Here is a 23,111-nt window from a genome sequence, read left to right as displayed (position 1 = left end):
GCCCGCTCTGCAAAGCCTTTTTCACGTAAAAGGTGAATATTCGCCGAAACCTGTGCCACCACGGGCGCTGTTGCCTGACAAGGGGGCGGTCGGTGCGCTTGTTCGCTCCAGTGTGACGTTTTGAGGCGAATGTTCCGGGCCAATCCGCCCTTGATGGGGTGCCAGAAGTGTCTTAGGGCTTTCGATAAGTACTTACTCAATTTTAGGGAGATCGCCTGTTTCAAGGTGCGCAGAGCATAGCTCGGAATATTTCGACATTTGGGGATGGGTTCGCCTCGCTGATTATCCTTTGATCGACAGAGCGCATTGCTGCGGTTCGCGCTGAAGCCGTCAATGTGGTGGATGGCAAACAGATCCAGGCATTGGACGTGGATTTCAGCCGTTCGAACGCCGACATTTCCGAAGAGATCGTTGAACGTGTTGCCGCTCTGTCCGCCACACCCGACGACAGCCTGATCGTCCTGGCAGATCATGCGGGCGCACGGTTTCACCGTCTGGCGGCCATCGTCAATCCGCTGCGCCGCCGGGGGTACGTGGTCACACGGGTTTTCGGGCGCGTGATCTTCGGCGCGGGGGAGGTGGCGCCATCGCGCGGGGTCACCTTCCGCGAGGCATTTTCGACCGTGGCCCAATACGTACATTACCAGGCGTCACATCAATATGCCGGGCGCGAGATCGGTTATTTCGAGTTCGGTATGTTCGAGGGCAAGACCTTTACCCTTGCCTATCAGGAAATGGCCGCCAACCTTGGGGTGCGCTTTTGCGGTTTCGACAGTTTCGAAGGGATCATCGGGTCTCTTGAGGAAGAGGATTTCCGGGACGAGACCTTCTTCTGCAACAAGCGTACCTTCCTGCACAATCTGGCGCTTGCGTCGGTTGATCTGGAACGGGTCAACCTGTGGCAGGGGAACTTCGTGACCGACCTGCCGAAAAGTGGCCCAATCGAAGGTGTCTCCCAGACCTGCATGGTGGCGCATATTGATTGTGATGTCATGCTGCCCAGCAAGGCGGCGCTGGATTTCCTGACCGACAAGCTGGTGCAGGGCAGTGTTCTGATGTTCGACGACTACAATGCGCAATGCGGCTCGAACAAGACCGGAGAACGGGCGGCGCTGCATCAGTGGCTTGCGGAAAATCCACAGTTCTCGGTCGAGCCCTGGTTCGCCTATGAAGGTATGGCGCAGGTCTTCTTTGTCCATAAGGATGACTGAGGAACGGAAGAGGGCAGGCGTCGGGCTATGCCAAGCAGGTTACCCGGATTTATGGTGACCAGTCTTTGAGGGGGGCGCCCCTTCTGGGTCGGGCCAAGGCAAGGGCGTTCCGGCGCGCTGGACCTGCGCCTTGTGCATCTCGTTCCACGAAAATAGCGTCAGATGGGTCAGATCGGGGCGGAACCGTGACGGGGTCAAGATCCCGTCGGCCCCCATGTCTCGCAGCCGGTCCGCCAAGGTCCAGGTTGGGGAGTGCTGGCCTGCGTCTAAAAGATCGGCCCAGAAGGCGTGTATCTTGTCCAGCGACGTGCCCAGGGAGGTCCGGGCCTCCGGACAGCGCAGATCGGCGATCCGGCGGGCGCTGACGTCTAGCGGGTAGATGCCCCGCGGCCCATCGTCTTGGCGCAAATAGACCTTGAGCGCCACTTGGCAACCTTCCGGGCTGCCCGACAGGTAAAGCGCCTGTTGGCCGCCGTGATGCCAGCGGCCTTCGGGCGCGCGGGCCGGAGTCAGCAGATCCGCCTCGTGGGCGATGAACCCGGCCCGCCAGAAGCGCCCCGTCAAGGGGCGCAGCAGGTCACTCCTGTTCGGCAACGAAGGCCTCGGCTTCCAGCGCGGCCATGCAGCCCATCCCGGCCGAGGTCACCGCCTGGCGGTACTTGTGGTCGGTCAGGTCGCCGGCGGCAAAGACCCCGGGGATCGAGGTGGCGGTGCTGTCAGGCTGGGTCACGACATAGCCGCCCATATGGGTTTCCAGCGTGTCCTTGACCAGTTCGTTGGCGGGTGCGTGGCCGATGGCGATGAAGACGCCTTTCGCCGGGATCTCGGTAATCTCGCCAGTCTTCACGTGTTTGGCGCGCACGCCGGTCACGCCCAGCGGGTTCTCGTCGCCCACGACCTCTTCCAGGGTGTGATCCCACAGGGGTTCGATCTTCTCGTTCTTCATCAGGCGGTCGATCAGGATCTTTTCTGCACGCAGCGTGTCGCGGCGGTGGATCAGGGTTACTTTCGAGGCGAAGTTGGTCAGGAACAGCGCCTCCTCGACGGCCGTGTTGCCGCCGCCCACGACGACGATTTCCTGGCCGCGATAGAAGAACCCGTCACAGGTGGCGCAAGCCGAGACGCCGAAGCCCTTGAACTTCTCTTCCGACGGCAGCCCCAACCACTTGGCGCGCGCGCCGGTGGCCAGGATCACGCTGTCGGCGGTATAGGTCGCGCCGCTGTCGCCCTTCGCCTTGAAGGGGCGTTCGGACAGGTCCAGGTCGGTGATGATGTCGCCGACAACCTCGGTGCCCATGGCGCGGGCGTGCTCTTCCATTTTCACCATCAGCTCGGGGCCCTGGATGTCGATGAAGGACGGGTAGTTCTCCACCTCTGTGGTGGTGGTCAGCTGGCCGCCCGGTTCCATGCCCTGAACCAGGATCGGGTTCAGCATGGCGCGCGCGGCATAGACGCCGGCGGTGTAACCGGCCGGGCCGGAGCCGATGATCAGGGTTTTGGTGTGGCGGGAGTCGGACATGGGGACCTCTGCGGCAGAATTCAGCGTTCAGCCGCATATATATCTGACATGGGCCGAGGCAAACCCCTCTCACGCATTTGCGAGCGCGGGCGTGGTTTTGCGGCGTCGCACCGGGCGATTGACTTCGCTGGCGCCTCTGGCACAGTGCCGCGATGCGCGAAACGGATTTCGGTAAGAATTCATGACCCTGCCTCCCTTCCAGACGGTATCGACCGGGGCTGTCGTGGCCATTGTCGGCTTCTTCAGCTCCTTTCCGATCGTGTTGCAGGGGCTGACCGGTGTGGGGGCCTCGCCACAGCAGGCGGCGGCGGGGCTGATGGCGGCGGCCCTGGCGATGGCGCTTGCAGGCGCGGTTCTGTCGATGGCCTACCGCATGCCGATCAGCGCGGCATGGTCGACGCCGGGCGTGGCTTTGCTGGCCGTCACCGCCCCGGTCGAGGGTGGGTTTGCCGTTGCCGTCGGGGGCTTCCTGCTGGCAGGCGTTCTGACCGTGGTGGCCGGGTTCTGGCGGCCGCTTGCCCGCTTTGCCGCTGATATTCCCGCCCCTTTGGCCCAAGCGATGCTGGCGGGTGTGCTGGTATCCCTGTGCATCGCGCCGTTCGAGGCCCTGGCCGAGGCGCCCCGTGCCGCCCTGCCGATCATCCTGACCTGGTTCCTTGTCGGGCGGGTCAACAAGCTCTTCGCAGTGCCCGCCGCCGTTGTCGCCGCCGGGGGCGTGACCTTTCTGTGGGGCGACCTGTCCATCCTGTCGGAGAGCGCGGTTCTGACCGCGCCGCTGTTCATCCTGCCCGAGTTCACGTTCCAGGGCGCGATCAGCATCGGCCTGCCCCTGTTCGTCGTGACCATGGCGGCACAGAATATCCCGGGCATCGCGGTTCTGCGCAGCTTCGGGTACACCCCGTCGCCGGGTGGGCAGATCGCCGGGGTTGGTATCGTCAGCGTATTGGGCGCCCCGTTCGGCGCGCCGCAGACCTGCCTGGCCGCCATCACCGCCGCGATGTGCGCGGGCGATGACGCCTGCGCGGATGCCGCCCGCCGCTATTGGGCCGCGGTCATGGCCGCGCTGTTCTATGCGGTCTTCGGCCTCTTCGCCGCGCTGATCACCGCGCTGGCCGCTGCCGCCCCGCCGATGGTGCTGGAAACCTTGGCGGGCATTGCCCTCATGGGCGTCTTTGCCAACTCCGCCCAAGCGGCATTGCACGAGGTCTCCAGCCGTGAGGCCGCCGCCGTGACCTTCCTGATCACCGCCTCGGGTGCTTCGGTCGCCGGGATCGGTGCGCCGGTTTGGGGCTTGGCCGTCGGCGGGTTGGTCTATATGTGCACCGCACGGGCGCGCCGCGGCGCGTGACGCTGCGGAACGAGCGGAAATCCGGGCATGTCGAATGTTGCGCGAGTGCGAAATAATATTGCGCGTTCATGCGCGCGCGGATAAGGTTCGCGCAACTTCTGACAGGATATCCCGCATGGCCACCAGCAAACTTGACCCGATCGACCGCATGATTCTTGCTGAGCTGCAGGCCGACGGGCGCATGACCAATGTCGAGCTGGCCAAACGGGTGGGCATCTCGGCACCGCCCTGCCTGCGCCGGGTGCGTACGCTGGAGGAATCGGGCTATATCCGTGGCTACCACGCCGATGTCGACGCCCGCGCGCTGGGTTTCGAGGTACAGGTCTTTGCCATGGTCGGGCTGGTCAGCCAGGCCGAAGTCGACCTGTCCGCCTTCGAGGAAAAGTGCCGCGAATGGTCGCTGGTGCGCGAGTGCCACATGCTGAACGGCGAGGTGGATTTCATCCTGAAATGCGTGGCGCCGGACCTGTCGACCTTCCAGACCTTCCTGACCGAGCAGCTGACGGCGGCGGACAATGTGGCGAGCGTCAAGACCTCGCTGGTCATTCGCGACGCCAAGGACGATCCCGGCGTGCCCTTCGACGTGCTCGAAGCGCGGCTGGCGGAAACGCCCTGAGCCCTACCGGTACTGCGCGGCAGAGATGAACTCGCCGAAGGCCTCGCACCAGACCAGGACGGTATTGTAGGCTTCCAAGTTCGCGCCCTCGGGCAGGTCCAGCACGAACCCTTCGAAGGTCTTCACGGGACCAATGCGCAGGGATTGGCTTTTTACCGCTTCGAAACTGGCCTCATCCGTCACGAACTCCGGCACCAGATAGACCATGTAATCCGGCCCGGGCGACAGCTCGCCCGCGTGTACGATTTGGGTCGCCGTCAGGCTGACCCTGCCTTCGCCCCAATGCAGGAAATCGCTGCCCGGCAGGTCGCGGGTGAACTCGGCGGTAAAGACCGCGTCCTGTGACATGCTCTCCAGCGTCGCCGCATCGGGCGAGGGGGGGGCGGTCAGGATCGGCAACAGGTAGATGCCCAGGGCAAAGCCCACCGCCAGCGCCACCCCATGGGTGACCAGGAACATGATCAATCGGCGCATTGCACCCTCCCGTGTTGTTGCACGCATGGTACGGAAAATGCGGGTATTATCCTAAATCTTTATGAATGTAGGCGAGGCGCATGAAAAAGGCCGCCCTCCGGAGCGGAGCAGGCGGCCAGTTTTCTCTCTGCTACCGAGAAGTCTTACGCAGCGCGGGCGCGGGTCTTGGCGGCCTGTTTGCGCGCGGCGCGACGTGCGCCCCGGGCCCAGGGCAGTTCCACCGCATCGGTGTCGGCTTCCACGATCCATTTCATCCAGCGCTTCTGTTTCATCTCTGCCTCGTCATCTTCGCCATTCTGGCGGTGTTGTCCTTGTGTTGAGGATCAACCTAGGCCGGGATTCGGGCAGGGGTTTGGCGGTTTCGAGAATTCTTTGAAATTTGGCCGGGAAATGTTGCGGGTCACGCGGGGCCTTGAAAACAAGGGGTGTGGGAAACATTCGGCAAGTTGGGGCGCGATTGTTTCCGCGAATGGGGCGCGATTGGGGCGGGGGGCTGCCAAAGTTCGGTCACGATCCGGTAGAGCGGGTCGACCGCGCGGGTTACAACCGAATGGCCGAGACCAGCCGACCGTAATCCGGCTCTCCGCGATGTACGGAGCGGCGGTAGGAGTAGAACAGCTCCGGGTCGCCGTAGGTGCAGTGGCGCACCCATTCTGCGTTGCCGATCCCGGCGGCACGCAGGCGGGTCAGGCAATAGACCGGCAGGTCGAACTGGTACTTGTCGCCCCGGCCGTTAACGAAGAACCGGTGGTTTTCCTCATCCACGTCCAGGAAGCGATCCAGGAACTCGGGGCCCACCTCGTAATTGGCCTGCGAGATTGTCGGGCCGAGCACGGCGGTAATGCCCTCGCGGGTGGCGCCCAGGCTGACCATCGCCTTGATCGTGGCTTCCAGCACGCCGTCCAGCGCGCCCTTCCAGCCCGCGTGGGCTGCGCCCACGACACCGGCGGTGCGGTCAGCAAACAGCACCGGGCCGCAATCGGCGGTCAGGATGGTCAGGGCCAGGCCGGGGGTGGCGGTGACCACGGCGTCGGCCTTTGGCCTGTCGTCCAGCGGCCCCTCGGCCACGACCACGTCGGGCGAATGCACCTGGTGCACGCCGACCATGGCTTCGGGCGCCACGCCCATCGCCTCGGCCACGCGGGTGCGGTTGATCTGGACCGCCTCGGCCATGTCATCGCTGCCCGACCCGCAGTTCAGCCCGGCATAGACCCCCGACGAGGCGCCGCCCTTGCGGGTGAAGAACCCGTGGCGCAGGTCCCCGAAAGCGTCTGAGGTAATGGCTTCAAGCGTCATGTGTTGTTCCCGGAATGCAAGGCTCGCCCGCGCGAGTCAGGCCGAGCACCTTGAAGAGCGTCCCCATTTCCTCGGGGTGCGTCAAGCGGCGATGGGCGGCGATATGGCTGTCCAGCGCCGGACCGCTCAGCCCCTTGGCGAGCGTCTGGGCGCGCTGGGTAATGCCGAGCCGCTCCAGGAACAGGCCTTGCGGCGCCACACGGGCCGGGATCAGGTCACTGGCCGCGATCAGCGCCTCGAAATCGACGTGGCAGGTCAGGTCGGCCTCGCCGGGGTAGGCCAGGGGGGCGACGGGTTCATGTGCTTTCAGCGCCTGCAGCGTGTCGCCCTGGGAGCGCCATTCGCCATAGTCGATCACCAGAGCCACGCCCCCATGCGCCTGGATTCGGGCCGAGATCGGCGCCAGCACCGCGCTCGCGGTGGGGCAGTATTCGACCAGGTCGCCATGTTGGGTGTCTTCGCGCCGGTGGTTCAGGAACGGGGCGGGCAGAGGGTCGGACAGACCCAGCGTAAGCTTGCCCGCCTTCACCCCAATCTGACGTTCGCGCCACCCGTCTTCGTCACGCACGAACTGGCGCACGGGCAGGGCGTCGAAGAACTCGTTGGCGACCAGGAATAGCGGCTGGTCGGGCAGGGTCTCGGCGCTGTCGTGATGGGTGGGCGCGTGGCCCGCGAGCTTCTCGGTCTGGAGCGCGCGCAGGGTCGGGGAGGCTTCGACCAGGTGGACCTGCGCGGCCTCATGAAACCCCGGCACGCGCACGGTGGCACGCAGGATGTCACCCATCAGCGTGCCACGTCCGGGGCCAAGCTCGGCCAGGGTAAAGGGCGCCGGTGCGCCGCGGTCCAGCCAGGCCTGGGCCAGTGCCAGCCCGACCACCTCGCCGAACATCTGGCTGATTTCGGGTGCGGTGGTGAAATCCCCCGCCGCGCCCAGCGGGTCGCGGGTGGCGTAATAGCCGTGCTCCGGATGCAGCAGGCACTCCGCCATGTAATCGGCCACAGTGATGGGGCCGCTCTGGGTGATGCGGGCGATTAGCAGGTCTTTCAGCGCCGTCATAACGCGGGCCTCCGCGCGGCCCAGATCAGGGTGGCAAGGCCGATCAGGATCATCGGTGTAGACAGGAGCTGGCCCATGGTGATGCCGATCTCGGGGCTCAGGCGGATCACATGGCCCCAGGGGTTGTCCGGGGTAATGTACTGCGCATCGGCCTGGCGGAAGAACTCGACGGTGAAGCGTGCCAACCCGTAACCCAGAAAGAAGCTACCGGTCAGGAGGCCGGGGCGTTTCAGCCATCCAGACCGCCACGCGAGGTGCAGAAGGACCGCCGCCAACAGGGCACCTTCCAGCGCGGCCTCGTAGAGCTGGCTGGGATGACGCGCGCAGGGGGTGGTGAAACCGGGGCAGAACTGTGCGGCCTCGCCGGGGAAAATCACGCCCCAGGGTACATCGGTCGGACGCCCCCAGAGCTCGGCATTGATGAAATTCGTCAACCGGACCAGGCCGATGCCGATCGGGGCGGCGATGGCCAGAAGGTCGGCGATCGAGGCCGTGGCCAGGCCGTGCTTACGCGAGAACATCCAGACCGCCGCACAGACCCCCAAAAATCCGCCATGGAAGGACATGCCACCCTGCCAGACCTGCAGGATCTCGGCCGGGTTCGCCAGGTAATGTGCGGGTTGATAGAACAGCACGAAGCCCAGGCGGCCGCCCGCGATAATGCCCACCACGATCCAGGTCGACAGTGCCTCGAGCTGCTCTGAACTCATCGGTGCGCCATTCGCGCCCCAGAGCCGCAGTGTCTTCAGCGCCCGGGCGATGATCCACCAGCCGATGGCAATGCCGACCAGATAGCCGACCGCGTACCAGCGCAGGGAAAACCCGCCGTCGCCGAAGGGGATGGTGAAGATCTCGGGCGAGATATCGGGGAAGGGGATCGCTGCAATCATATGCGTTAGGTGCAGGCGCGCGCAGGGCAAGTCAACCTTGTGATTTGCCCCGTTCGGGCCCATATAGGCGTCATTGGACGAAGGAGGCCCATCCATGCAGACGCGCAACAAGGTTCTGGACGATATTTCCCAACTGATGACCAACGCCATGGGCGTGGCCCAGGGCGCGAAGGACGAGGCCGAGACCGCGATGAAAAGCTGGATGGATCGCTGGCTGGCCGACCGCGATTTCGTGACCCGCGAGGAGTTCGACGCGGTGCGCCTGATGGCCCAGAAGGCGCGCGAAGAAAACGAGGCGCTGAAGGCGCGTATCGCCGCGCTGGAAGAGGTCTCCAAGGGCTGATACCCGTTTCCCCGGATCAGACGTGCGCCCGGTGAGGCTTCGCCGGGCGTTAACCTTTCCGTTGCGGTGTCGCCCGATCCCGCCTACCTCTGCTAGGCAGAGGTGTTTCACGGTGAGGGTGTCATGAGATTTGATCGCATTGCAGCCGCCGCTCTGGCGGCAACTGTCTGTCTTGGCGCGTTCGGGCAGGCGGCACAGGCCGCATCCTGCAACATGATGCCCAATACGCAGGCGCTTCTGACCGAGGCGGCGGCCGAGGTCGAAGCCGCGCGGCGTCAGCTGGGGCGTCGGGCTTTGTCGCGCGATGCTACCCTGGACAAGGCGGCGCAGGATCACGCTTGCTGGCTGTCGCGCAAGAGCGGCAGTCTGCGTGATCCGCATCGCGGACAGGGGGGAAACACGCCCAAGACTCGTGTGAAGCGGGCGGGTTACCGCAGCTGTCTGACTGCCGAGAATATTGGTGTGAACCAGCGCTCCGGTACGGCGGCGGTTCAGGCCTGGCTTGCTTCGCCCGCCCACCGTGCCAACCTGTCGCGCGCCAAGCTGCGCGACTACGGGCTTGGCCTGGCGGTGGTCGAGGGCAAACCGGTCTGGGTCCTGGTGCTGGCAGAGCCCTGCTGAGGGTCTATTTCAGGATTGGCGGTTTCGCCGGATCCATGCCCGGCGGTTGCGGGGCAGAGGGCTCCTGCCTGGCCGGTTCGGGCAGGTCATAGCGCAGCCCATGGCGCATCAGGCTTTCGCCCGCCTTGTCTTCGCTTGAGAAGAAGCCGACATCCAGCTGCCCGGCCTCGATGCCCGAGAAGGTCAGCGCTTCGCTGACGGCGCCTGCCAGTGCGGCCTCGGCACCCGCAACCGGGTCGATGAAGCCCAGCAGATGGCCCTTGCGCCCATCCTCATAGATTACGCCGACCACACAGGCGCAGCGCGCCAGCCCGCCGGCGGTGGCCAGCTTCGCATCCAGCCCCTTCAAGAGGCCCTCAGGCAGGGCGCCAGGGGCGGAAACTTCGGTAATGCGCGCCTCGACCCGTTCCGGGCCATGGCCCAGGGTTTCGGCCAGCCAGCCCATCGCCTCGGCCGGGATCAGGATGGACGAGGGCGCGACGCCCAGGTTGACCCCCAGGCCAATGCCTTGGCCTGCCAGCATGCCCGCGATCACGCGCCCCGGCAGGGCGGCATAGGGCGAGGCGGTCTCGGTAAAGGCCGTCAACCGGTCTTCGCGGTCGAACACCAGCACGAACTTCTCGCCTTCCAGCTCAAAGAGCTCCGGATCCAGGCTGTCGCCCTCGGCCTCGCGGGTCAGCAGCAGGAACAGCTCGCCATCCGCCAGCCGTTCATAGAACCGCAGCCGCGCGGCGTCGTCTTCCAGGTTCGCCTGCATCTCGGCATGGGCGGCGTCGAGCCGGGTCAGGTCGTCGCTGGTGGGATCGGTCATGCAAGCACCTCGGATATGCGGGTTCGAAGGGCGGGCAACAGCTCTGCCTCGAACCAGGGGTTCTTCTTCAGCCATCCCGTATTGCGCCAGGACGGATGTGGCAAGGGAAAGAGCCGCGGCGCATGGGCGCGCCAGCCTTCGACGGTTTCGGTTACACCGGTTTTCGTGCCCAGGTGCCACTTGTGGGCATAGCCGCCGACCAGCAGGGTCAGGGGAACGTCGCCCAGGGCCGCGTCGACCCGGTCGGCCCAGGTTTCAGCGCAGATCTTCGGCGGCGGTAGGTCCGATCCCTTGGCGTCATAGCCCGGAAAGCAGAAGCCCATCGGCGTCACGGCGATCCGGTCGCGGTCATAGAAGGTCTCGCGATCCACACCCATCCAGTCACGCAGCCGGTCGCCGGAGCGGTCGTTGAAGGGAATGCCCGTCTCATGCACCCGTAACCCCGGCGCCTGGCCGATCACGCGAATGCGCGCTCCGGGTTGGAACCAGGCCACCGGGCGGGGCGCGTGGCCTGTATGGGTCGCGGCGAAGCGGTCGGCGCAGAGGCGGCAGGCCGAGATCTCATCGGTAAGCGCGGGCATGGGGGCAGGGTAGGGCGCCCGGGAGGGGGGAACAAGGTGGTGCAGTTATTTCGATGGCTCTCGAAATAAAGCTTGCGTCACGGCATTATTTCGATATTTCTAGAAATATGAAACACGAATCTCCCTCCACCCACGGGCTGTCCGTGGAAGTCGTTGCCAGCTCCTTCGCGGCGCTGGGCAGTGAGCAACGTCTTGAGGTCCTGCGCACGCTGGTGCGGGCCGGGCCCAAGGGGCTGAGCATCGGTGAGCTTGGCAAACGCTCCGGCGTGTCGGGCTCGACCCTCACCCATCACATGAAGATCCTGGCCGGTGCCGGCCTGGTCACCCAGGAAAAACAGGGCCGCTCCATCATCTGCGTGGCCGCGCAGATGGAGGTCATGCAGGCTCTCTCCGACTACCTATTGAACGAATGCTGCGCCGATTGCGCGCCAGAGGACAGAGGCCTGCACCACCATGGCTGACACGACACAACCGAACACCCAACCCACGGGCCGCACCTGGAAGGTCGACAAGGCCTGGGTCACGATATTGCTGATCCCCGTAGTCCTGGCGATCTTCGACCCGGCCGAGGTCTGGCCGATGCTGACCTTCGCCGCCGGGGCCATTGGCCATACCGGCATTTTCATCATCTTCGCCGTGCTCGCCGTGGGCTACATGAAGGCGACCGGGGCCGAGAACCTGCTGGCCAAGGCCTTTGAGGGGCGCGAGACGCATATGATCGTCATGGCCGCGATGATGGGCGGGCTGTCGCCCTTCTGCTCCTGCGAGGTCATTCCTTTCATCGCCGCCATGCTGGCGGTGGGTGCGCCGTTGTCTGCGGTCATGGCCTTCTGGCTGTCGTCGCCGCTGATGGACCCGGCCATGTTCCTGATCACCGCCGGGACGCTGGGCGTGCCCTTTGCGGTGGCCAAGGCGGTGTCGGCCGTGTCGCTTGGCCTGTTCGGCGGTTTCATGGTCAAGACCTTCGCCCGCACCGCTGTTTTTGACGACCCCCTGAAGAACGCGCCGGTGAAAAGCTGCTGTGGCTCCTCCTGCGGCGATGACAAGCCGCTGCAGGGCAAGACCGTCTGGAAGTTCTGGCCCCATGCGGACCGTCGCCGCACGTTCCGCGAAACGGTGATCGAAAATGTGCTGTTCCTGGGCAAGTGGCTGTTGCTGGCCTATATGATCGAGGCTCTGATGCTGCGCTATGTGCCTGCCGACATGATCGCCCGCGCGCTGGGCGGTGACGGGATCGGCCCAGTCATCCTGGGCGCCTTGGTCGGCATGCCTGCCTATCTGAACGGCTATGCCGCCGTGCCGCTGGTCGGTGGCCTGTTGGAACAGGGCATGTCCAACGGTGCCGCGATGTCCTTCGTCATTGCCGGTGGCGTCAGCTGCATCCCTGCCGCCATCGCCGTCTGGGCCCTGGTCAAGCCGCGCGTCTTTGCCGCCTACCTCGGCCTGGCCGTCATCGGCGCGGTTGCCGCCGGACTTGTCTGGAATGTTATCGCCTGAGGCAAGTTTCGCTGACTGTTGACATTGACCGGGCGCCTCGTTCCACTATCTGACCATCAGGGTCGGACAAGGAGCGGGGCGCCCGAACGCCTGCCACCGGCCCGAACGGGTGCTGCTCACGCATCCGGGGAGACACCGGGAACACCCGGGTAAATCAGGGGAGTCCCGCGACAGGCGGGGCAATACGGGGGACGGCATGTATCGCGTCTGGAACTTCATCACTACCTATTCGGTCCTTCTGATCAGCGGCGCGCTGATCGCGTTGATCTGGGCCAACATCGACGCGCACAGCTACCACCACTTCGTGGAATATCCGATCCTGTTCAATGACTTGATCGGGTTGGACCTGTCCTATTGGCAAAAGGCCTATGGTTCGGATGCGGCGCATTTCGACACGGGTGGCGCGGCCAAGGTGCTGACCTTTCACTACCTGATCAACGACATCCTGATGGCGCTGTTCTTTGCCATCGCCGGCAAGGAGGTCTGGGAGGCCGTGGCGCTGAAGAACGGATCGCTGCGCGGCAAGAAGGCGGCAACGCCACTGGTGGCGACGGCGGGCGGCATGTTCGGCCCGATCGCGGTCTACCTGGGACTTGCCGCATTTTTGGGCAGCGACGTCTATGACGCCGTGTCGCGTGGCTGGGCGATCCCCACCGCGACCGACATCGCGTTCAGCTATCTGGTGGGTCGCATCGTCTTTGGCGCAGGCCACCCGGCGGTGCGTTTCCTGCTGCTCCTGGCCATTGCCGATGACGCCGCCGGGCTGATCATTCTGGCGATCTTCTACCCGTCCGGCGACCTGGCGGTCGAATGGCTGGGCCTGTCGGTCGCCGCCTCGGCCGCCGCCTTCATCTTTTTCAACTGGCTGCCGCGCCGCATGGATCGTGGCAAGCAGGAGCGTCCGGCCTCGACCTGGGTGCGCCAGAAACTCAGCTTCTGGCCCTATGCGCTGGCCGGGGCGATCAGCTGGTTCGGCTTTGCCCAATCGGGCATCCACCCGGCGCTGGGCCTCTTGCCCGTGGTGCCCGCCATCCCGCACGCTGACCGCGCCTTCGGCATCTTCGCCGAGGCCGAGAAATACCTGCATGACCTGCTCAATGAAATGGAACACGCGCTGCAATGGCCGGTCGAGATCGTTCTGTTCTTCTTCGGCCTTCTGAACGCGGGCGTGACTTTCAACGCCATTGGAGAGGCGACCTGGCTTGTGCTGGCGGGCCTGATCATCGGCAAGCCGGTGGGCATTCTGCTGTTCGGCTGGATTGCGGCCTCGGTCCTGCGGTTGGGTCTGCCACAGGGGATGCGCATCATCGACCTTGTGGTGGTCGGGTTCATCGCAGCCATCGGCTTTACTGTCTCGCTCTTCGTGGCCTCGGTGGCCTTCGATCCGGGGCCGACGCAGGACGCGGCCAAGATGGGCGCGCTGTTCAGTTTCAGTGCCGTGTTCCTGTCGCTCTGGGCCGGAAAACTGTTCCGGGTCGAGAAACAGAACGCCTGATCCGGCCCCGATTCCCGGGCGATTGTTGCTGTCCGGGACACAAAAAACGCCGAATTTGCGCCGCAAACTGGCCGACAAGCCCCCGAACCCGTTGTGTTTCGGGGGTTTTTTCGGACATAATGCTGCCCAAATGGCCCTCTATAGCTCAACGTTAACAAAGCTCGTCTAAAACAGAGCAACGAGGCAGTAGCAGTTCGGAGCGCGTGAATGCTCGAATTCATCAATGTCAGCAAGTCCTTCTGGACCGGCAAGCAGCGCAAGGTCATCCTTGATCAGGCGTCGTTTCGCGTGGAGCTGGGCAATTCGATGGGTATCCTCGCGCCGAACGGCACTGGCAAGACCACGATCGTGAACATGATGGCCGGGCTTGAGAAGCCGGATGAGGGTGAGGTGCGGCGCAATTGCCGTGTGTCTTTCCCGCTAGGCTTCATGGGTGGGGTGATTGGCAAGCTCTCGGCCAAGGAAAACGCGCGCTATGTGGCGCGGCTTTATGGGCTCGACCCGGATTATCTGGAGGCGTTTACCCGCTGGCTTTGCGGGCTTGAGGAGTATTATGACTTCCCGGTCGCCACCTATTCCCAGGGCATGCGCGCCCGGTTCACCTTTGCGCTGCTGCTGGCGCTGGAATTCGACATCTACCTGATCGACGAAGGCATGCCGCAGACCACGGATGCCGAGTTCAACCGCAAGGCCGGGGATGTGCTGCGCCAGCGGCTGGAAAACGCAACGGTCATCGTCGTCTCGCACCAGGCGCAGACGCTAGAGAAATTCTGTCGCTCGGCAGCGGTCCTGAGAGATGGGCAGCTCTATCAGTTCGACACCTTGGAAGAAGCGAAACAGCTCTATGACTACCAAACCCAAGGCTAAGAAATTCCGCATCCGCCGGGCCGCCCCGGTGGGGAACTCGGGTGAGGCGCCCGGGCGGGGCGGAGCTGCTTCCGGTCCGGCCCGCGCGACCGCAGCCGGTGTGGCCGGGGGCGAACGGCCCGAGGTCACAACACCCGAACAGGCGGCTGCCCCCGCAGCTGCCCAGAGGGGCCGGGCCAAGCCGCGCAAGCTGAACCCGCTGGAAGAGGCCGCCCTGGGTCCGCAGGAAGACGGTTTCCCCTCCGGGCCCATGACCTCTCAGGCCGCCGCCAAATCCGGCACGGTCGAAAACGCCGGTGAGGTGGGCGCCGAGGCCGAGATCGCCGCGATCCGCAAGGAAGGCCTGACCGGGCGCCAGCTGCGCATGGCGCGTCGGGTGGCGCAGAAGCACGGGATGCCTGCGACCTCGGACTTTGATGCGGTGCGCCTGTTGCGCAAGGCGGGCATCGACCCGTTCCAACGCGCCACCATGCTGGAGCTGGTCAGCCCTGAGGGCGCCAAACCCGCCGAGAAGCAGGTCCAGCTGCCGCAGACGGTGAAACAGCCGGAACAGAACGTGCCCTCGACCCGGGTGATGGACGCTGCCGAACGTGCCAAGTCGGTGATGGAAATCCAGCTCGACATCGCCAAGCGGCGGCGTCGCAAGTCGATGCTGCTGTTGATCCGGTTGGCCTTCTTCGTCTTCCTGCCGACGATTTTTGCCGGGTACTATTACTACGCCGTGGCCACACCGATGTATGCCACCAAATCCGAATTCGTGATCCAGAACGCCGATGGCGGCGTCGGCTCGGGGGCTGGCAGCTTCCTGCAATCCGCTGGCCTGGGGTCGCCGGACAGTATCGGCGTTCAGGGCTACCTCTTGTCACGCGAGGCGATGCAGCGGCTGGATGCGGACGAGGGGTTCAAGGCACATTTTGCGGACCCGTCGATCGACCCGATCCAGCGCCTGGATGAGGGGGCCAGCGACGAGGACGCATACAAGCTCTACAAGCGCAACGTGAAGATCGGGTATGACCCGACCGAGGGCATCCTCAAGATGGAGGTGATCGCCGCCGACCCGCAGACCAGCCAGCGTTACTCCGAGATCCTGATTTCCTATGCAGAGGAAAAGGTCGACAACCTGACCCTGCGCAAGCGCGCCGACCAGATGAAAGGCGCACAGGAGGGCTTTGAGGAGGCCGAGGCCAAGTGGCTTGAAGCCCTGGCCGAAAAAGAGCGGTTGCAGATCGAACGCCAGGTGCTGGACCCGACCGGGGAAGGCAGCCTGTTGATGGGGCAGATCTCGAACCTGGAAACCTTGCTGCTGGACCAGCAGCTGAAGGAAGAGCGGTTGAAGAACAACTCGCGCCCCAACCAGGCGCAGCTGTCTGCGGTGCAGGATGAGATTCGCATCCTCACCGCCCAGATTGCCGAGCTGCGGCGCAGAGTGGACAAGCTTGCGCGAATCCAGGGCCAGCTCGCCGAGGCCGAGACCCTGGTGCTGACCCGCGCCGCCCTGATGCAGCAGTCGCTGCAACAGCTCGAGATCGCGCGTGTGGAAGCCAACAAGCAGACCCGCTATCTGGAAACCAACGTGAACCCGACCGCGCCGGACAGCCCGACCTATCCGCGTTCCTTCGAAAACACGGTCCTCGCCTTCCTGATCTTTTCGGGCATCTATCTGATGGCCTCGCTGACCGCATCGATCCTGCGCGAACAGGTCTCTGCGTGATGCAGCATGTGTCTGTCGGCGGGGGGCAGATCGGCAATGACCTGCCCCTGACCGTGATCGCCGGGCCTTGCCAGTTGGAAGGGTTGGATCACGCGTTGCACATTGCCGAAACAGTGGCGCGGGCCTGTGAGGCTGCCGGGCTGGGCTATGTCTTCAAGGCCAGCTTTGACAAGGCCAACCGCACCTCGATCGATGGCCAGCGCGGGCCGGGTATGCACGAGGGGTTGGAGATGCTGGCGGGCGTCAAGTCGCGCCTTGGACTGCCGGTTCTGACCGATGTGCATGCGCCTGACCAATGCGCCCCGGTGGCCGAGGTGGCCGATGTGCTGCAGATCCCCGCCTTCCTGTGTCGACAGACCGACTTGCTGCTGGCGGCTGGCCGGACCGACGCCGTGGTCAACATCAAGAAAGGTCAGTTCCTCGCCCCCTGGGACATGGAGCACGTGGCGGCCAAAGTTGCCTCTACCGGCAATGATCGCATCCTGCTGACCGAACGCGGCACCAGCTTCGGCTACAATACCTTGGTTGCGGATATGCGCGCCCTGCCGCAAATGGCTGCCAGTGGGTATCCAGTGATCATGGACGCCACCCACGCGGTGCAGATGCCGGGCGGGCAGGGTGGGTCAACTGGTGGCCAACGGGAGTTCGCCCCGGTCCTGGCGCGCGCTGCCGCGGCGGTTGGCGTGGCAGGCCTGTTCATCGAAACACACCCGGATCCGGACCATGCGCCCTCGGACGGACCCAACATGATTGAACTGGACCAGATGCCTGCGCTGATCACTCGCCTGGCGGCTCTGGATGCGTTGACAAAGGGGTATGGCTAGCGGCTGTGCCACCCCGCTCAGCCCGCTATGTCGCCGGTCGAGAAAACCGCGCGATTTTGTGTTTTTTGCTCTTGCACCCCCGCCCGGCTTTGACTAGATAAGCCTCCACCGTTGGGGTGTAGCCAAGTGGTAAGGCAACGGTTTTTGGTACCGCGTACCGTAGGTTCGAATCCTACCACCCCAGCCACCTTCCCTTTGAAAGACAGACGTAAGAGCGATGTAGCTCGCCACACATTTCCGCAGTAAATGACACACATTCTTGCAGTAGGCCAATTTTGCAGGCGAACCCAGACACCATTTTAAAACCGGATTGAATGTCGGCTTGAAGGTGACCAGAGACAATTAGCGCTGTAGCTCGCCACGCTTTTCCGCAGTAAATGACACGCTTTCTTGCAGCAAAGAGATTTTCAAGACCCGCTAGTAAACACCCGTCTCAACGGCGCTTTAAATAGATGCAGTCATCATCCTTTGGTCGACGGCCTTTCCTCAGTTTCCAAGTAGGCTCGATCTTTCCTGCATCCGCAAGTTCGACCACCACGTCCTTAATCTCCGCTTCCTTTAGATAATGCGTCTCCTGCATTTCTGCGCGGAGGGTCGCAAATTTCAAACTCGGGGATGAAGTCTGAAGTCTTTTCAAGATAGCGCCCGCTAAACCTGAAGCATGTTCCTGCCGGGCTTGGAGGTAGGGGCCCTGGACCTCGAGGTCTTCCCCAAACAGGCTAAACTGGTATTGATCTTCCTTCTTCTCAAACCGATTCCTGTCGTGTTGCGACAGCGCCTTGTATTCGGCGTCACGCATGACTTGCATCCCGGCAGGATGGTGGGTCCCATAGAAGAGGTGAAAGTGAACCTGATCCTTATCAGGGTTGTGAATTGGTGACTTTGCTGCAAAGCGAAACCCGAGGTCATCTTTCAAAACCTCAAACAGTTCTTCCTCGATTTTTGTGATTGGCAAATGTTGCCCTGCCAGCCGCTTGGCGCGTTTCTCTCCAAGCAAGTCGGTTAAACGGTCCATTTGCTCTGGGCCAGGTGGGCAAAGGTGCCGAACGATGAAACTGCGCATGAAGTTGATGATGACTTCGGAGTTTCGCTGGCCGATCAGAGTGCCTAGTGCGTCTGGCGAGAACCCGCTCCAACCCGTTGGATCGACGAACAAGAGCATGAATTTGTGCGTTGCCAGCTCCTTGATTTTTCCAGCGTTGTTTTCGAACGTTCCGTGCAGAGTGTGGATCTCAAGAAGAGGGAACTTTCCGCGATTAGCTTCCACATAGGCTTGAAGTTTGGCAAAGGACTTTGCGGTTTTCTCGTTGAAGATGCAGCGGATGCGCTTCCGCCCGTTGGTATCAAGAGTTTCCGCAACGCTTTGAAGCTTCCCTAGTGCGATCGCAATGGATGTGTCGCTGAGATCTTTGCTGTCCCTCTCTTCCCAAGGGCCACAAAAGGCATCGACGTAGTCGATCGTTTCATAGGTGCGCCCAACTTTGTGTGCAAAGCTCTCCAGATAACGGCGAAGAATCTCGTGTTTAGCCTCTGTCTGCTCGCGGTCCTTGTATAAACCGTTCATAAATGCCCCCTTGAATTCGGGAACACTAAAACAACCATTCATTGATTCTGCAATTCAAGCGAGTTGCACGTTCTGTGGCGGCAGTTAGGAGCGTAGGGCTTCCAGGATAGGCGCGGGAACGACTTGAGTTGGAAACCCATTCCATTCTTCGCCATCGAGAAGGCGGCCATTGGATTTTGGGCGAGCACCGCCCCATTGTTTGAAAAAGAACGCCACGTCGTCACGCGCGCAAATATCCCTGATTTCAGTTGCCCACTCCGGATGCATAGGGCGGGCTTTGGGGCCGCTCTCGCCTCCTACAATCGCCCAAGCAATGCCAGATAGGTCTACATCTCCAACGGCACCGAGCAATGGCTCAAAGGAAATAAACCGCGCGGGCGAGTTGATTTTGCGCAGATGTTCAATGCGGCCTGCGTGTGCACGGTCTTCGACCGACACACCGAGCCAGATGTGGGAGGGCACCTTGCCTCCAGCATATCGATTCTGAACGTACTTCATCATCAAGGAACTACGCTTGGTAAGAACCTGGTAAACGTGCCAGTTGGCCTTCTCCATGGCGTCAAACACCTGGTCGACAAAGTCTCGATCGATCTCCTTTTGGAACAGGTCGCTCATCGAGTTAACGAAGATCATTCGCGGTTTTTTCCAGATGGATGGCTGGGCCAGACGAGCGGGCCATAGACGAAGGTCAAACCCCTGTTCGTAGGGATGGCCAGGAATGCCACGCCACCTCTCAGCAAAGCGTTCAGCGTAGCAGTTGTCGCAGCCTGGCCCGACCTTGATACATCCAGTCACTGGGTTCCAGGTTGCATCTGTCCATTCAATATCGGATTTTTGGGCCATTCTCGATCCACCACTTTGTTCAACTCTAGATTTTAAACCGGAAGAAAGGAAGCCGTGTAGTGTCTTTGAAGTCAGAATTCCGCCGTGGTGGCGCAATGGTCCGTATCTTCCCGTGGTTAAAGACAATCGATAAGGTTCTCAGTGCCTGTGCCCCTCCGAGCCGAATAGAGGAGAACATGTTCGTCGGATCAGACTTTGGCGGGTACCACAAGGGAAGCCGATTTCTTGTTTTTGGCTATTTGGTATGTGGTCGCGGGATGGCTCCTTGGAACTCCCTTCGAACTTCTGTCCGGGATGCATTTCTCGGGGATGGTCGGAGAATTTCTTTTAAAAGACTGAACAACTCCTACACGCGGGATGCCCTCGAACCTTTCTTACAGGCAACGGACGCTTTGCATGGGAAACTTGTGTGTTTTATGGTCGACAAGCGTCTCTTTCCACTGAACAAGGCGGCTAAGGGCGGTCCACTGCTAGCATCACTAAAGGGGAAATGGTCAGATAAGGGGTTCGACGATGCCTTTATGAAGGCGCTGCTGTTTTCTGCGGTGTCAGCAAAGTGGCTTAGGCCCAACTCGAATGTCTCATGGGTGACCGATCAAGATCCTTTCATCGCAAACGAAAACTATCACGATGACATGCTTTCATTGTCAGCAAGGTTATGCGCTCTCTCTTCGCAAAAGCCAATTAGGCAGTTCGCGCTAGTGTCAACTGAGGATGATTTACATGACCGGATGTTCGAGGACTTTGTGGCTATTCCGGACCTTGCTGTTGGGATGCTGGCGGAGCTCGGAACAAGCCTGAGAGACGAGACCAATTGGCAAACACTAGGCAACTTGATCCCCCACTCCAAAGAACTCCAAGAGAAGACCAGCACGATAATGGACTGGTTTTGGAGCTATTCACCGTTTCTTGAAAAAACCTGCATTGTTATCGACAAAGCACCTGAGGGCATACGTGCATTCCGTTTGGATAGGTTTCAGTAGCATGGTCAATGGCGTGCAATCCCTTCGCTTTATCAAACGAAGCCCCCTGCCAGGTCGATCTGGCGGCTTCGACCTTCTTGAAATGCGAAGTTCATCTCCGCCACCCGCGTAGCCAGATCTCCTGGTGCGAGAGCATGGGACCGATCGTATCCCAACAGCATCCCAATGAACTCAGAGCAGAACCACCGGTCAGGATCATGGCGTCGAAGGGCGACGATTTGGGACAGGGCAATCCCGACCAGATCATACTTGGCTCCGAAATGACGATGCGCATTGTCCCAAAGGTGAGCCGGGTACCAGGGGCGCAGCTCGATCCAGTCCCAGCGATCGGGCTCGAAGTCGATGACCTTCGCCCGAACCCCGCCGTCGCGCCAGGACGAAGAGATCGCCCAGGCGCGATGGACGCCGTTCGGCATGTCCATGCCCATCTGCACCAGCTCAACGTGGCTATAGGGCGACCTGGTGCCCCAGCGGATCATCTGATCGACCCAGGTTCCCTTGCCCTTGTAGAAGGCTAGGCGCAGCTCATCAGCCATCGCGCTTCTCCTCGTTGTCGCGTTCGGCGTCGAAGCTGGTCAGCAGGCGACTGTCTAGACGGTGTTCGACCCGGTTCACCAGCCACTCGCCGCGCAGCTCAGGCTTGATGTCGGGAAGGGTGACGAGCCCCTCTGCGTAGAGATCGGGCAGGAAGCCGGTCAGGGAGGCGCTGAGCTTGCCGCTGGCGCGCTTGGAACGGTCCAGGGCACTCTGCGCCGCGCGCTGGGCCTCGGCTTGTGTGGCGTGCCTGTGGCGCAGTTTCAGGGTCGGATCGGCATCGCCCAGGGTGACCTGGTGAACGGTGGCCGCGCCCAACTCGGACCACTCGGCCGTGACCCTGCCGTAGCGCCCGCGTCCGGTAGCTTTCCAGGTGAGGTTCGAGATCTCGCTGGCGGGCACCGTCGCGGCCGGGAGGTCAGCCCCGTCAGCCGACTTGCCCTCGCCGCGTTTCACCACCACCAGGGCGTCGCCTGCGGGTTTGGCGGTGGCGTCCAGGTCGCGCGCCAGGCGGGTCAGGAAGTTCAGGTCACTTTCGGCCGTCTGTGCCAGGTAGCCGAAGAAGGCGGGCTTCAGACTGTCGCTGATCGCCGCCCGCAGACCGTGATCGCCCGCGATCTGGTTGACGATCTCTTCAAGCGTCTTGCCTTCCCAGGCGCGGGTCTTCGGCGCGCGGATGGTCTTCAGCATGTCGGCCGCCTTGGCCTTGATCGTCATCGTCCTGACCGGGTAGTCGCCCGCGATCTCGTCGACCGTATAGGCGCCCATGTAGGTCAGGCCGGTCTCCTTGAAGCCGATCGAGATCTCGAGCCGCACGCCGGTTTCGGGGAGCTCGATGAGGTAGTCCCGATCATCGACCACGATCTCGGCCGTGTCGGATTTCATGCCGACCTCGTCCACGATCACCAGGCTCTTCAAACGGTCCTTGAAGGGCTCTGTAATGTCCTCGCCATCCAAGAGGATCTGGAAGTCCGGTGTCATGATGAGCGGCTCCAAAGGCGGATCGGCCGAGCGACCGGCTGCGGCGTGGCCTCAGGCAGCTCGATGTAGTTTGACACACTTTATTGCAGGAAAGCGGAAGAGGTCGGACGATCACGGAAGACCTCGGATGGAGTAAGGAAAAAAGGCTTTCGAACAAATTGCGCATCGCTTCGGTGCTTTTTCCCGTGGGGCTGCGATGCGGCTCTCCCGGCCGCACACAGGTCGTTCAACGGGCAGGGGGAACAGGTCGGAACGGCGGGACGGCACTGGCCGAGTTGCTTCACGAGCTGATGATGGGCGTCAAGCTCCGCTGCGCTCCAGTCTGACGGAAGAAGCGGCGCCAATCGGTCATAGGCCTGTTCCATCGAGGCGCCGTGCCCGACCAATCCAAGGCGCGTGATCACCCGTAAATGATGCGTGTCGATGACAAGGGCCCGTCTTCGGAGTGTGCTGAAATTCAGGACCGTTGCGGCGGTCTTGCGTCCGACACCCGGCAGGCGCTCCAACCAGGCTAGAGCCGCGCTGACAGGGAGCGCTGCGAGAAAGTCGAGCGTAAGGGCGCCGCGCATCACTGTGATCTCAAGAAGCGCTGCTTTCAGCCACGGCGCCTCGATCTCGGCGAATGTGACACCCGAGATCATGTGTTCGATGTCAGTCACAGGCGCGTCGCGAAGGCTCTCCCAATCCGCATAGTGCAGCCGAAGACGCGTCAACGCGGTCGCCGAAACCGCACCGCGTGTTCGGCCGCCGATGAGACCCATGACCAGTTGCGACACCGGGTCGAGGGGCTGCCGAGGCTCGGGTAGGCCAAAATGCTCAGTGAGCCGACTATGAATGATCGTCAAACGCTCTGTTCGATCATCGGGGATCAGATTCAGTTGCATGGGTGGAGTATAGATTGAGTCAGAACAAAAAGCGAACAAATGACAATAAATAGGCGAAAATCAGTACTGATCCGTGCAAAGCTCACTGCTGTTGTCTTCAACAGGATGCCGGGTGGCGTCAGATGAGGCGCCTCGCCGGAACCCCACTGGCAACGAAAGTG

Annotated in this window: 26 protein-coding genes and 1 tRNA gene; 13 read left to right on the top strand and 14 right to left on the bottom strand. The window is 62.4% G+C overall.

All coding sequences use genetic code 11. The annotated features are described in order from the left end of the window. The first annotated feature begins 338 nt into the window (after positions 1–338). Positions 339–1,211 carry a hypothetical protein gene (locus tag ACO07D_RS01435; protein WP_421701150.1) on the top strand — a complete coding sequence of 291 codons (873 nt, stop codon included), beginning with the start codon at positions 339–341 and terminating at the stop codon, positions 1,209–1,211. A gap of 39 nt (positions 1,212–1,250) precedes the next feature. Here ACO07D_RS01435 and ACO07D_RS01430 read toward each other — a convergent pair whose 3' ends face one another. Together ACO07D_RS01430 and trxB are read right to left on the bottom strand one after the other, a co-directional pair. Next, complete coding sequence (locus ACO07D_RS01430) at positions 1,251–1,775, bottom strand: RES family NAD+ phosphorylase (protein WP_421701149.1); 525 nt, start codon at positions 1,773–1,775, stop codon at positions 1,251–1,253. A 13-nt stretch (positions 1,776–1,788) separates the two neighbouring features. Beyond that, positions 1,789–2,730 carry a thioredoxin-disulfide reductase gene (gene trxB / locus ACO07D_RS01425; RefSeq protein WP_421701148.1) on the bottom strand — a complete coding sequence of 314 codons (942 nt, stop codon included), beginning with the start codon at positions 2,728–2,730 and terminating at the stop codon, positions 1,789–1,791. Between the two features lie 181 nt (positions 2,731–2,911). Between trxB and ACO07D_RS01420 the strand changes: the two genes are divergently transcribed. Both ACO07D_RS01420 and ACO07D_RS01415 read left to right on the top strand, forming a co-directional pair. After that, a complete protein-coding gene (locus ACO07D_RS01420; protein ID WP_421701147.1) occupies positions 2,912–4,078 on the top strand; it encodes a benzoate/H(+) symporter BenE family transporter in 1,167 nt (388 codons plus the stop codon). 115 nt (positions 4,079–4,193) lie between these two features. Next, complete coding sequence (locus ACO07D_RS01415) at positions 4,194–4,694, top strand: Lrp/AsnC family transcriptional regulator (RefSeq protein WP_421701146.1); 501 nt, start codon at positions 4,194–4,196, stop codon at positions 4,692–4,694. A 3-nt stretch (positions 4,695–4,697) separates the two neighbouring features. Here ACO07D_RS01415 and ACO07D_RS01410 read toward each other — a convergent pair whose 3' ends face one another. The 5 genes from ACO07D_RS01410 to lgt form a co-directional block, all read right to left on the bottom strand. After that, a complete protein-coding gene (locus ACO07D_RS01410) occupies positions 4,698–5,168 on the bottom strand; it encodes a DM13 domain-containing protein (RefSeq protein WP_421701145.1) in 471 nt (156 codons plus the stop codon). A 143-nt stretch (positions 5,169–5,311) separates the two neighbouring features. After that, positions 5,312–5,440, bottom strand: coding sequence for a hypothetical protein (locus tag ACO07D_RS01405; RefSeq protein ID WP_421701144.1), 129 nt, complete (start codon positions 5,438–5,440; stop codon positions 5,312–5,314). Between the two features lie 268 nt (positions 5,441–5,708). Further along, a complete protein-coding gene (pgeF, locus tag ACO07D_RS01400) occupies positions 5,709–6,464 on the bottom strand; it encodes a peptidoglycan editing factor PgeF (protein WP_421701143.1) in 756 nt (251 codons plus the stop codon). After that, on the bottom strand, positions 6,454–7,521 hold the full coding sequence (locus ACO07D_RS01395; RefSeq protein WP_421701142.1) for a class I SAM-dependent methyltransferase: 1,068 nt from the start codon (positions 7,519–7,521) through the stop codon (positions 6,454–6,456). Before ACO07D_RS01395 ends, pgeF begins: the two co-directional genes overlap by 11 nt. Continuing rightward, positions 7,518–8,411 carry a prolipoprotein diacylglyceryl transferase gene (gene lgt / locus ACO07D_RS01390; protein WP_421701141.1) on the bottom strand — a complete coding sequence of 298 codons (894 nt, stop codon included), beginning with the start codon at positions 8,409–8,411 and terminating at the stop codon, positions 7,518–7,520. The genes ACO07D_RS01395 and lgt overlap by 4 nt, the downstream gene beginning before the upstream one ends. Before the next feature lie 94 nt (positions 8,412–8,505). On the opposite strand from lgt, the gene ACO07D_RS01385 reads away from it, so the two are divergent. After that, positions 8,506–8,754 (top strand): accessory factor UbiK family protein, encoded by a 249-nt coding sequence (locus tag ACO07D_RS01385; protein WP_421701140.1) that lies wholly within the window; start codon positions 8,506–8,508, stop codon positions 8,752–8,754. Positions 8,755–8,877: 123 nt separating this feature from the next. Further along, positions 8,878–9,375: a CAP domain-containing protein gene (locus tag ACO07D_RS01380; RefSeq protein WP_421701139.1), complete on the top strand. Its 498-nt coding sequence runs from the start codon at positions 8,878–8,880 to the stop codon at positions 9,373–9,375. Between the two features lie 4 nt (positions 9,376–9,379). Here the strand turns inward: ACO07D_RS01380 and ACO07D_RS01375 are convergent, their stop codons facing one another. Together ACO07D_RS01375 and ACO07D_RS01370 are read right to left on the bottom strand one after the other, a co-directional pair. Continuing rightward, positions 9,380–10,186 carry an SseB family protein gene (locus tag ACO07D_RS01375; protein ID WP_421701138.1) on the bottom strand — a complete coding sequence of 269 codons (807 nt, stop codon included), beginning with the start codon at positions 10,184–10,186 and terminating at the stop codon, positions 9,380–9,382. Continuing rightward, positions 10,183–10,767 (bottom strand): uracil-DNA glycosylase family protein, encoded by a 585-nt coding sequence (locus ACO07D_RS01370; RefSeq protein ID WP_421701137.1) that lies wholly within the window; start codon positions 10,765–10,767, stop codon positions 10,183–10,185. Before ACO07D_RS01370 ends, ACO07D_RS01375 begins: the two co-directional genes overlap by 4 nt. Before the next feature lie 107 nt (positions 10,768–10,874). On the opposite strand from ACO07D_RS01370, the gene ACO07D_RS01365 reads away from it, so the two are divergent. The 7 genes from ACO07D_RS01365 to ACO07D_RS01335 all read left to right on the top strand — a co-directional run bounded on the left by ACO07D_RS01365 (position 10,875) and on the right by ACO07D_RS01335 (position 17,348). Further along, entirely contained in the window at positions 10,875–11,228 is a 354-nt protein-coding gene (locus tag ACO07D_RS01365; RefSeq protein ID WP_421701136.1) for an ArsR/SmtB family transcription factor, read from the top strand. Next, complete coding sequence (locus ACO07D_RS01360) at positions 11,221–12,264, top strand: permease (protein WP_421701135.1); 1,044 nt, start codon at positions 11,221–11,223, stop codon at positions 12,262–12,264. The genes ACO07D_RS01365 and ACO07D_RS01360 overlap by 8 nt, the downstream gene beginning before the upstream one ends. Positions 12,265–12,460: 196 nt before the next feature. After that, positions 12,461–13,759, top strand: a complete 1,299-nt coding sequence (locus ACO07D_RS01355) for a Na+/H+ antiporter NhaA (protein ID WP_421701134.1) — start codon at positions 12,461–12,463, stop codon at positions 13,757–13,759. Positions 13,760–13,966: 207 nt separating this feature from the next. Beyond that, on the top strand, positions 13,967–14,626 hold the full coding sequence (locus ACO07D_RS01350; protein ID WP_421701133.1) for an ABC transporter ATP-binding protein: 660 nt from the start codon (positions 13,967–13,969) through the stop codon (positions 14,624–14,626). After that, positions 14,604–16,337 carry a capsule biosynthesis protein gene (locus ACO07D_RS01345; RefSeq protein ID WP_421701132.1) on the top strand — a complete coding sequence of 578 codons (1,734 nt, stop codon included), beginning with the start codon at positions 14,604–14,606 and terminating at the stop codon, positions 16,335–16,337. The genes ACO07D_RS01350 and ACO07D_RS01345 overlap by 23 nt, the downstream gene beginning before the upstream one ends. Next, positions 16,337–17,161, top strand: coding sequence for a 3-deoxy-8-phosphooctulonate synthase (gene kdsA / locus ACO07D_RS01340; protein WP_421701131.1), 825 nt, complete (start codon positions 16,337–16,339; stop codon positions 17,159–17,161). Before ACO07D_RS01345 ends, kdsA begins: the two co-directional genes overlap by 1 nt. 112 nt (positions 17,162–17,273) lie before the next feature. Further along, a tRNA-Gln gene (locus ACO07D_RS01335) sits at positions 17,274–17,348 on the top strand. 246 nt (positions 17,349–17,594) lie between these two features. On the opposite strand, the gene tcmP is transcribed toward ACO07D_RS01335, so the two are convergent. Together tcmP and ACO07D_RS01325 are read right to left on the bottom strand one after the other, a co-directional pair. Beyond that, a complete protein-coding gene (gene tcmP, locus ACO07D_RS01330) occupies positions 17,595–18,725 on the bottom strand; it encodes a three-Cys-motif partner protein TcmP (RefSeq protein ID WP_421701130.1) in 1,131 nt (376 codons plus the stop codon). Between the two features lie 84 nt (positions 18,726–18,809). After that, a complete protein-coding gene (locus ACO07D_RS01325; RefSeq protein WP_421701129.1) occupies positions 18,810–19,568 on the bottom strand; it encodes a DUF5131 family protein in 759 nt (252 codons plus the stop codon). Positions 19,569–19,627: 59 nt separating this feature from the next. Between ACO07D_RS01325 and ACO07D_RS01320 the strand changes: the two genes are divergently transcribed. Then, on the top strand, positions 19,628–20,551 hold the full coding sequence (locus ACO07D_RS01320) for a hypothetical protein (RefSeq protein ID WP_421701127.1): 924 nt from the start codon (positions 19,628–19,630) through the stop codon (positions 20,549–20,551). Between the two features lie 32 nt (positions 20,552–20,583). Here the strand turns inward: ACO07D_RS01320 and ACO07D_RS01315 are convergent, their stop codons facing one another. The 3 genes from ACO07D_RS01315 to ACO07D_RS01305 all read right to left on the bottom strand — a co-directional run bounded on the left by ACO07D_RS01315 (position 20,584) and on the right by ACO07D_RS01305 (position 22,950). Then, entirely contained in the window at positions 20,584–21,087 is a 504-nt protein-coding gene (locus ACO07D_RS01315) for a hypothetical protein (RefSeq protein WP_421701126.1), read from the bottom strand. Further along, positions 21,080–22,066: a phage late control D family protein gene (locus tag ACO07D_RS01310; RefSeq protein ID WP_421701125.1), complete on the bottom strand. Its 987-nt coding sequence runs from the start codon at positions 22,064–22,066 to the stop codon at positions 21,080–21,082. Before ACO07D_RS01310 ends, ACO07D_RS01315 begins: the two co-directional genes overlap by 8 nt. Before the next feature lie 80 nt (positions 22,067–22,146). Then, a complete protein-coding gene (locus ACO07D_RS01305; protein ID WP_421701124.1) occupies positions 22,147–22,950 on the bottom strand; it encodes an endonuclease III domain-containing protein in 804 nt (267 codons plus the stop codon). Between the last annotated feature and the right edge of the window lie 161 nt (positions 22,951–23,111).

Source organism: Aliiroseovarius sp. (genome assembly GCF_965228805.1).
In the GTDB taxonomy this organism is placed as follows: Bacteria; Pseudomonadota; Alphaproteobacteria; order Rhodobacterales; family Rhodobacteraceae; genus JASBTN01.
Note: the sequence above shows the minus strand (reverse complement) of the source record. Positions and strands in the feature narration are given on the sequence as shown.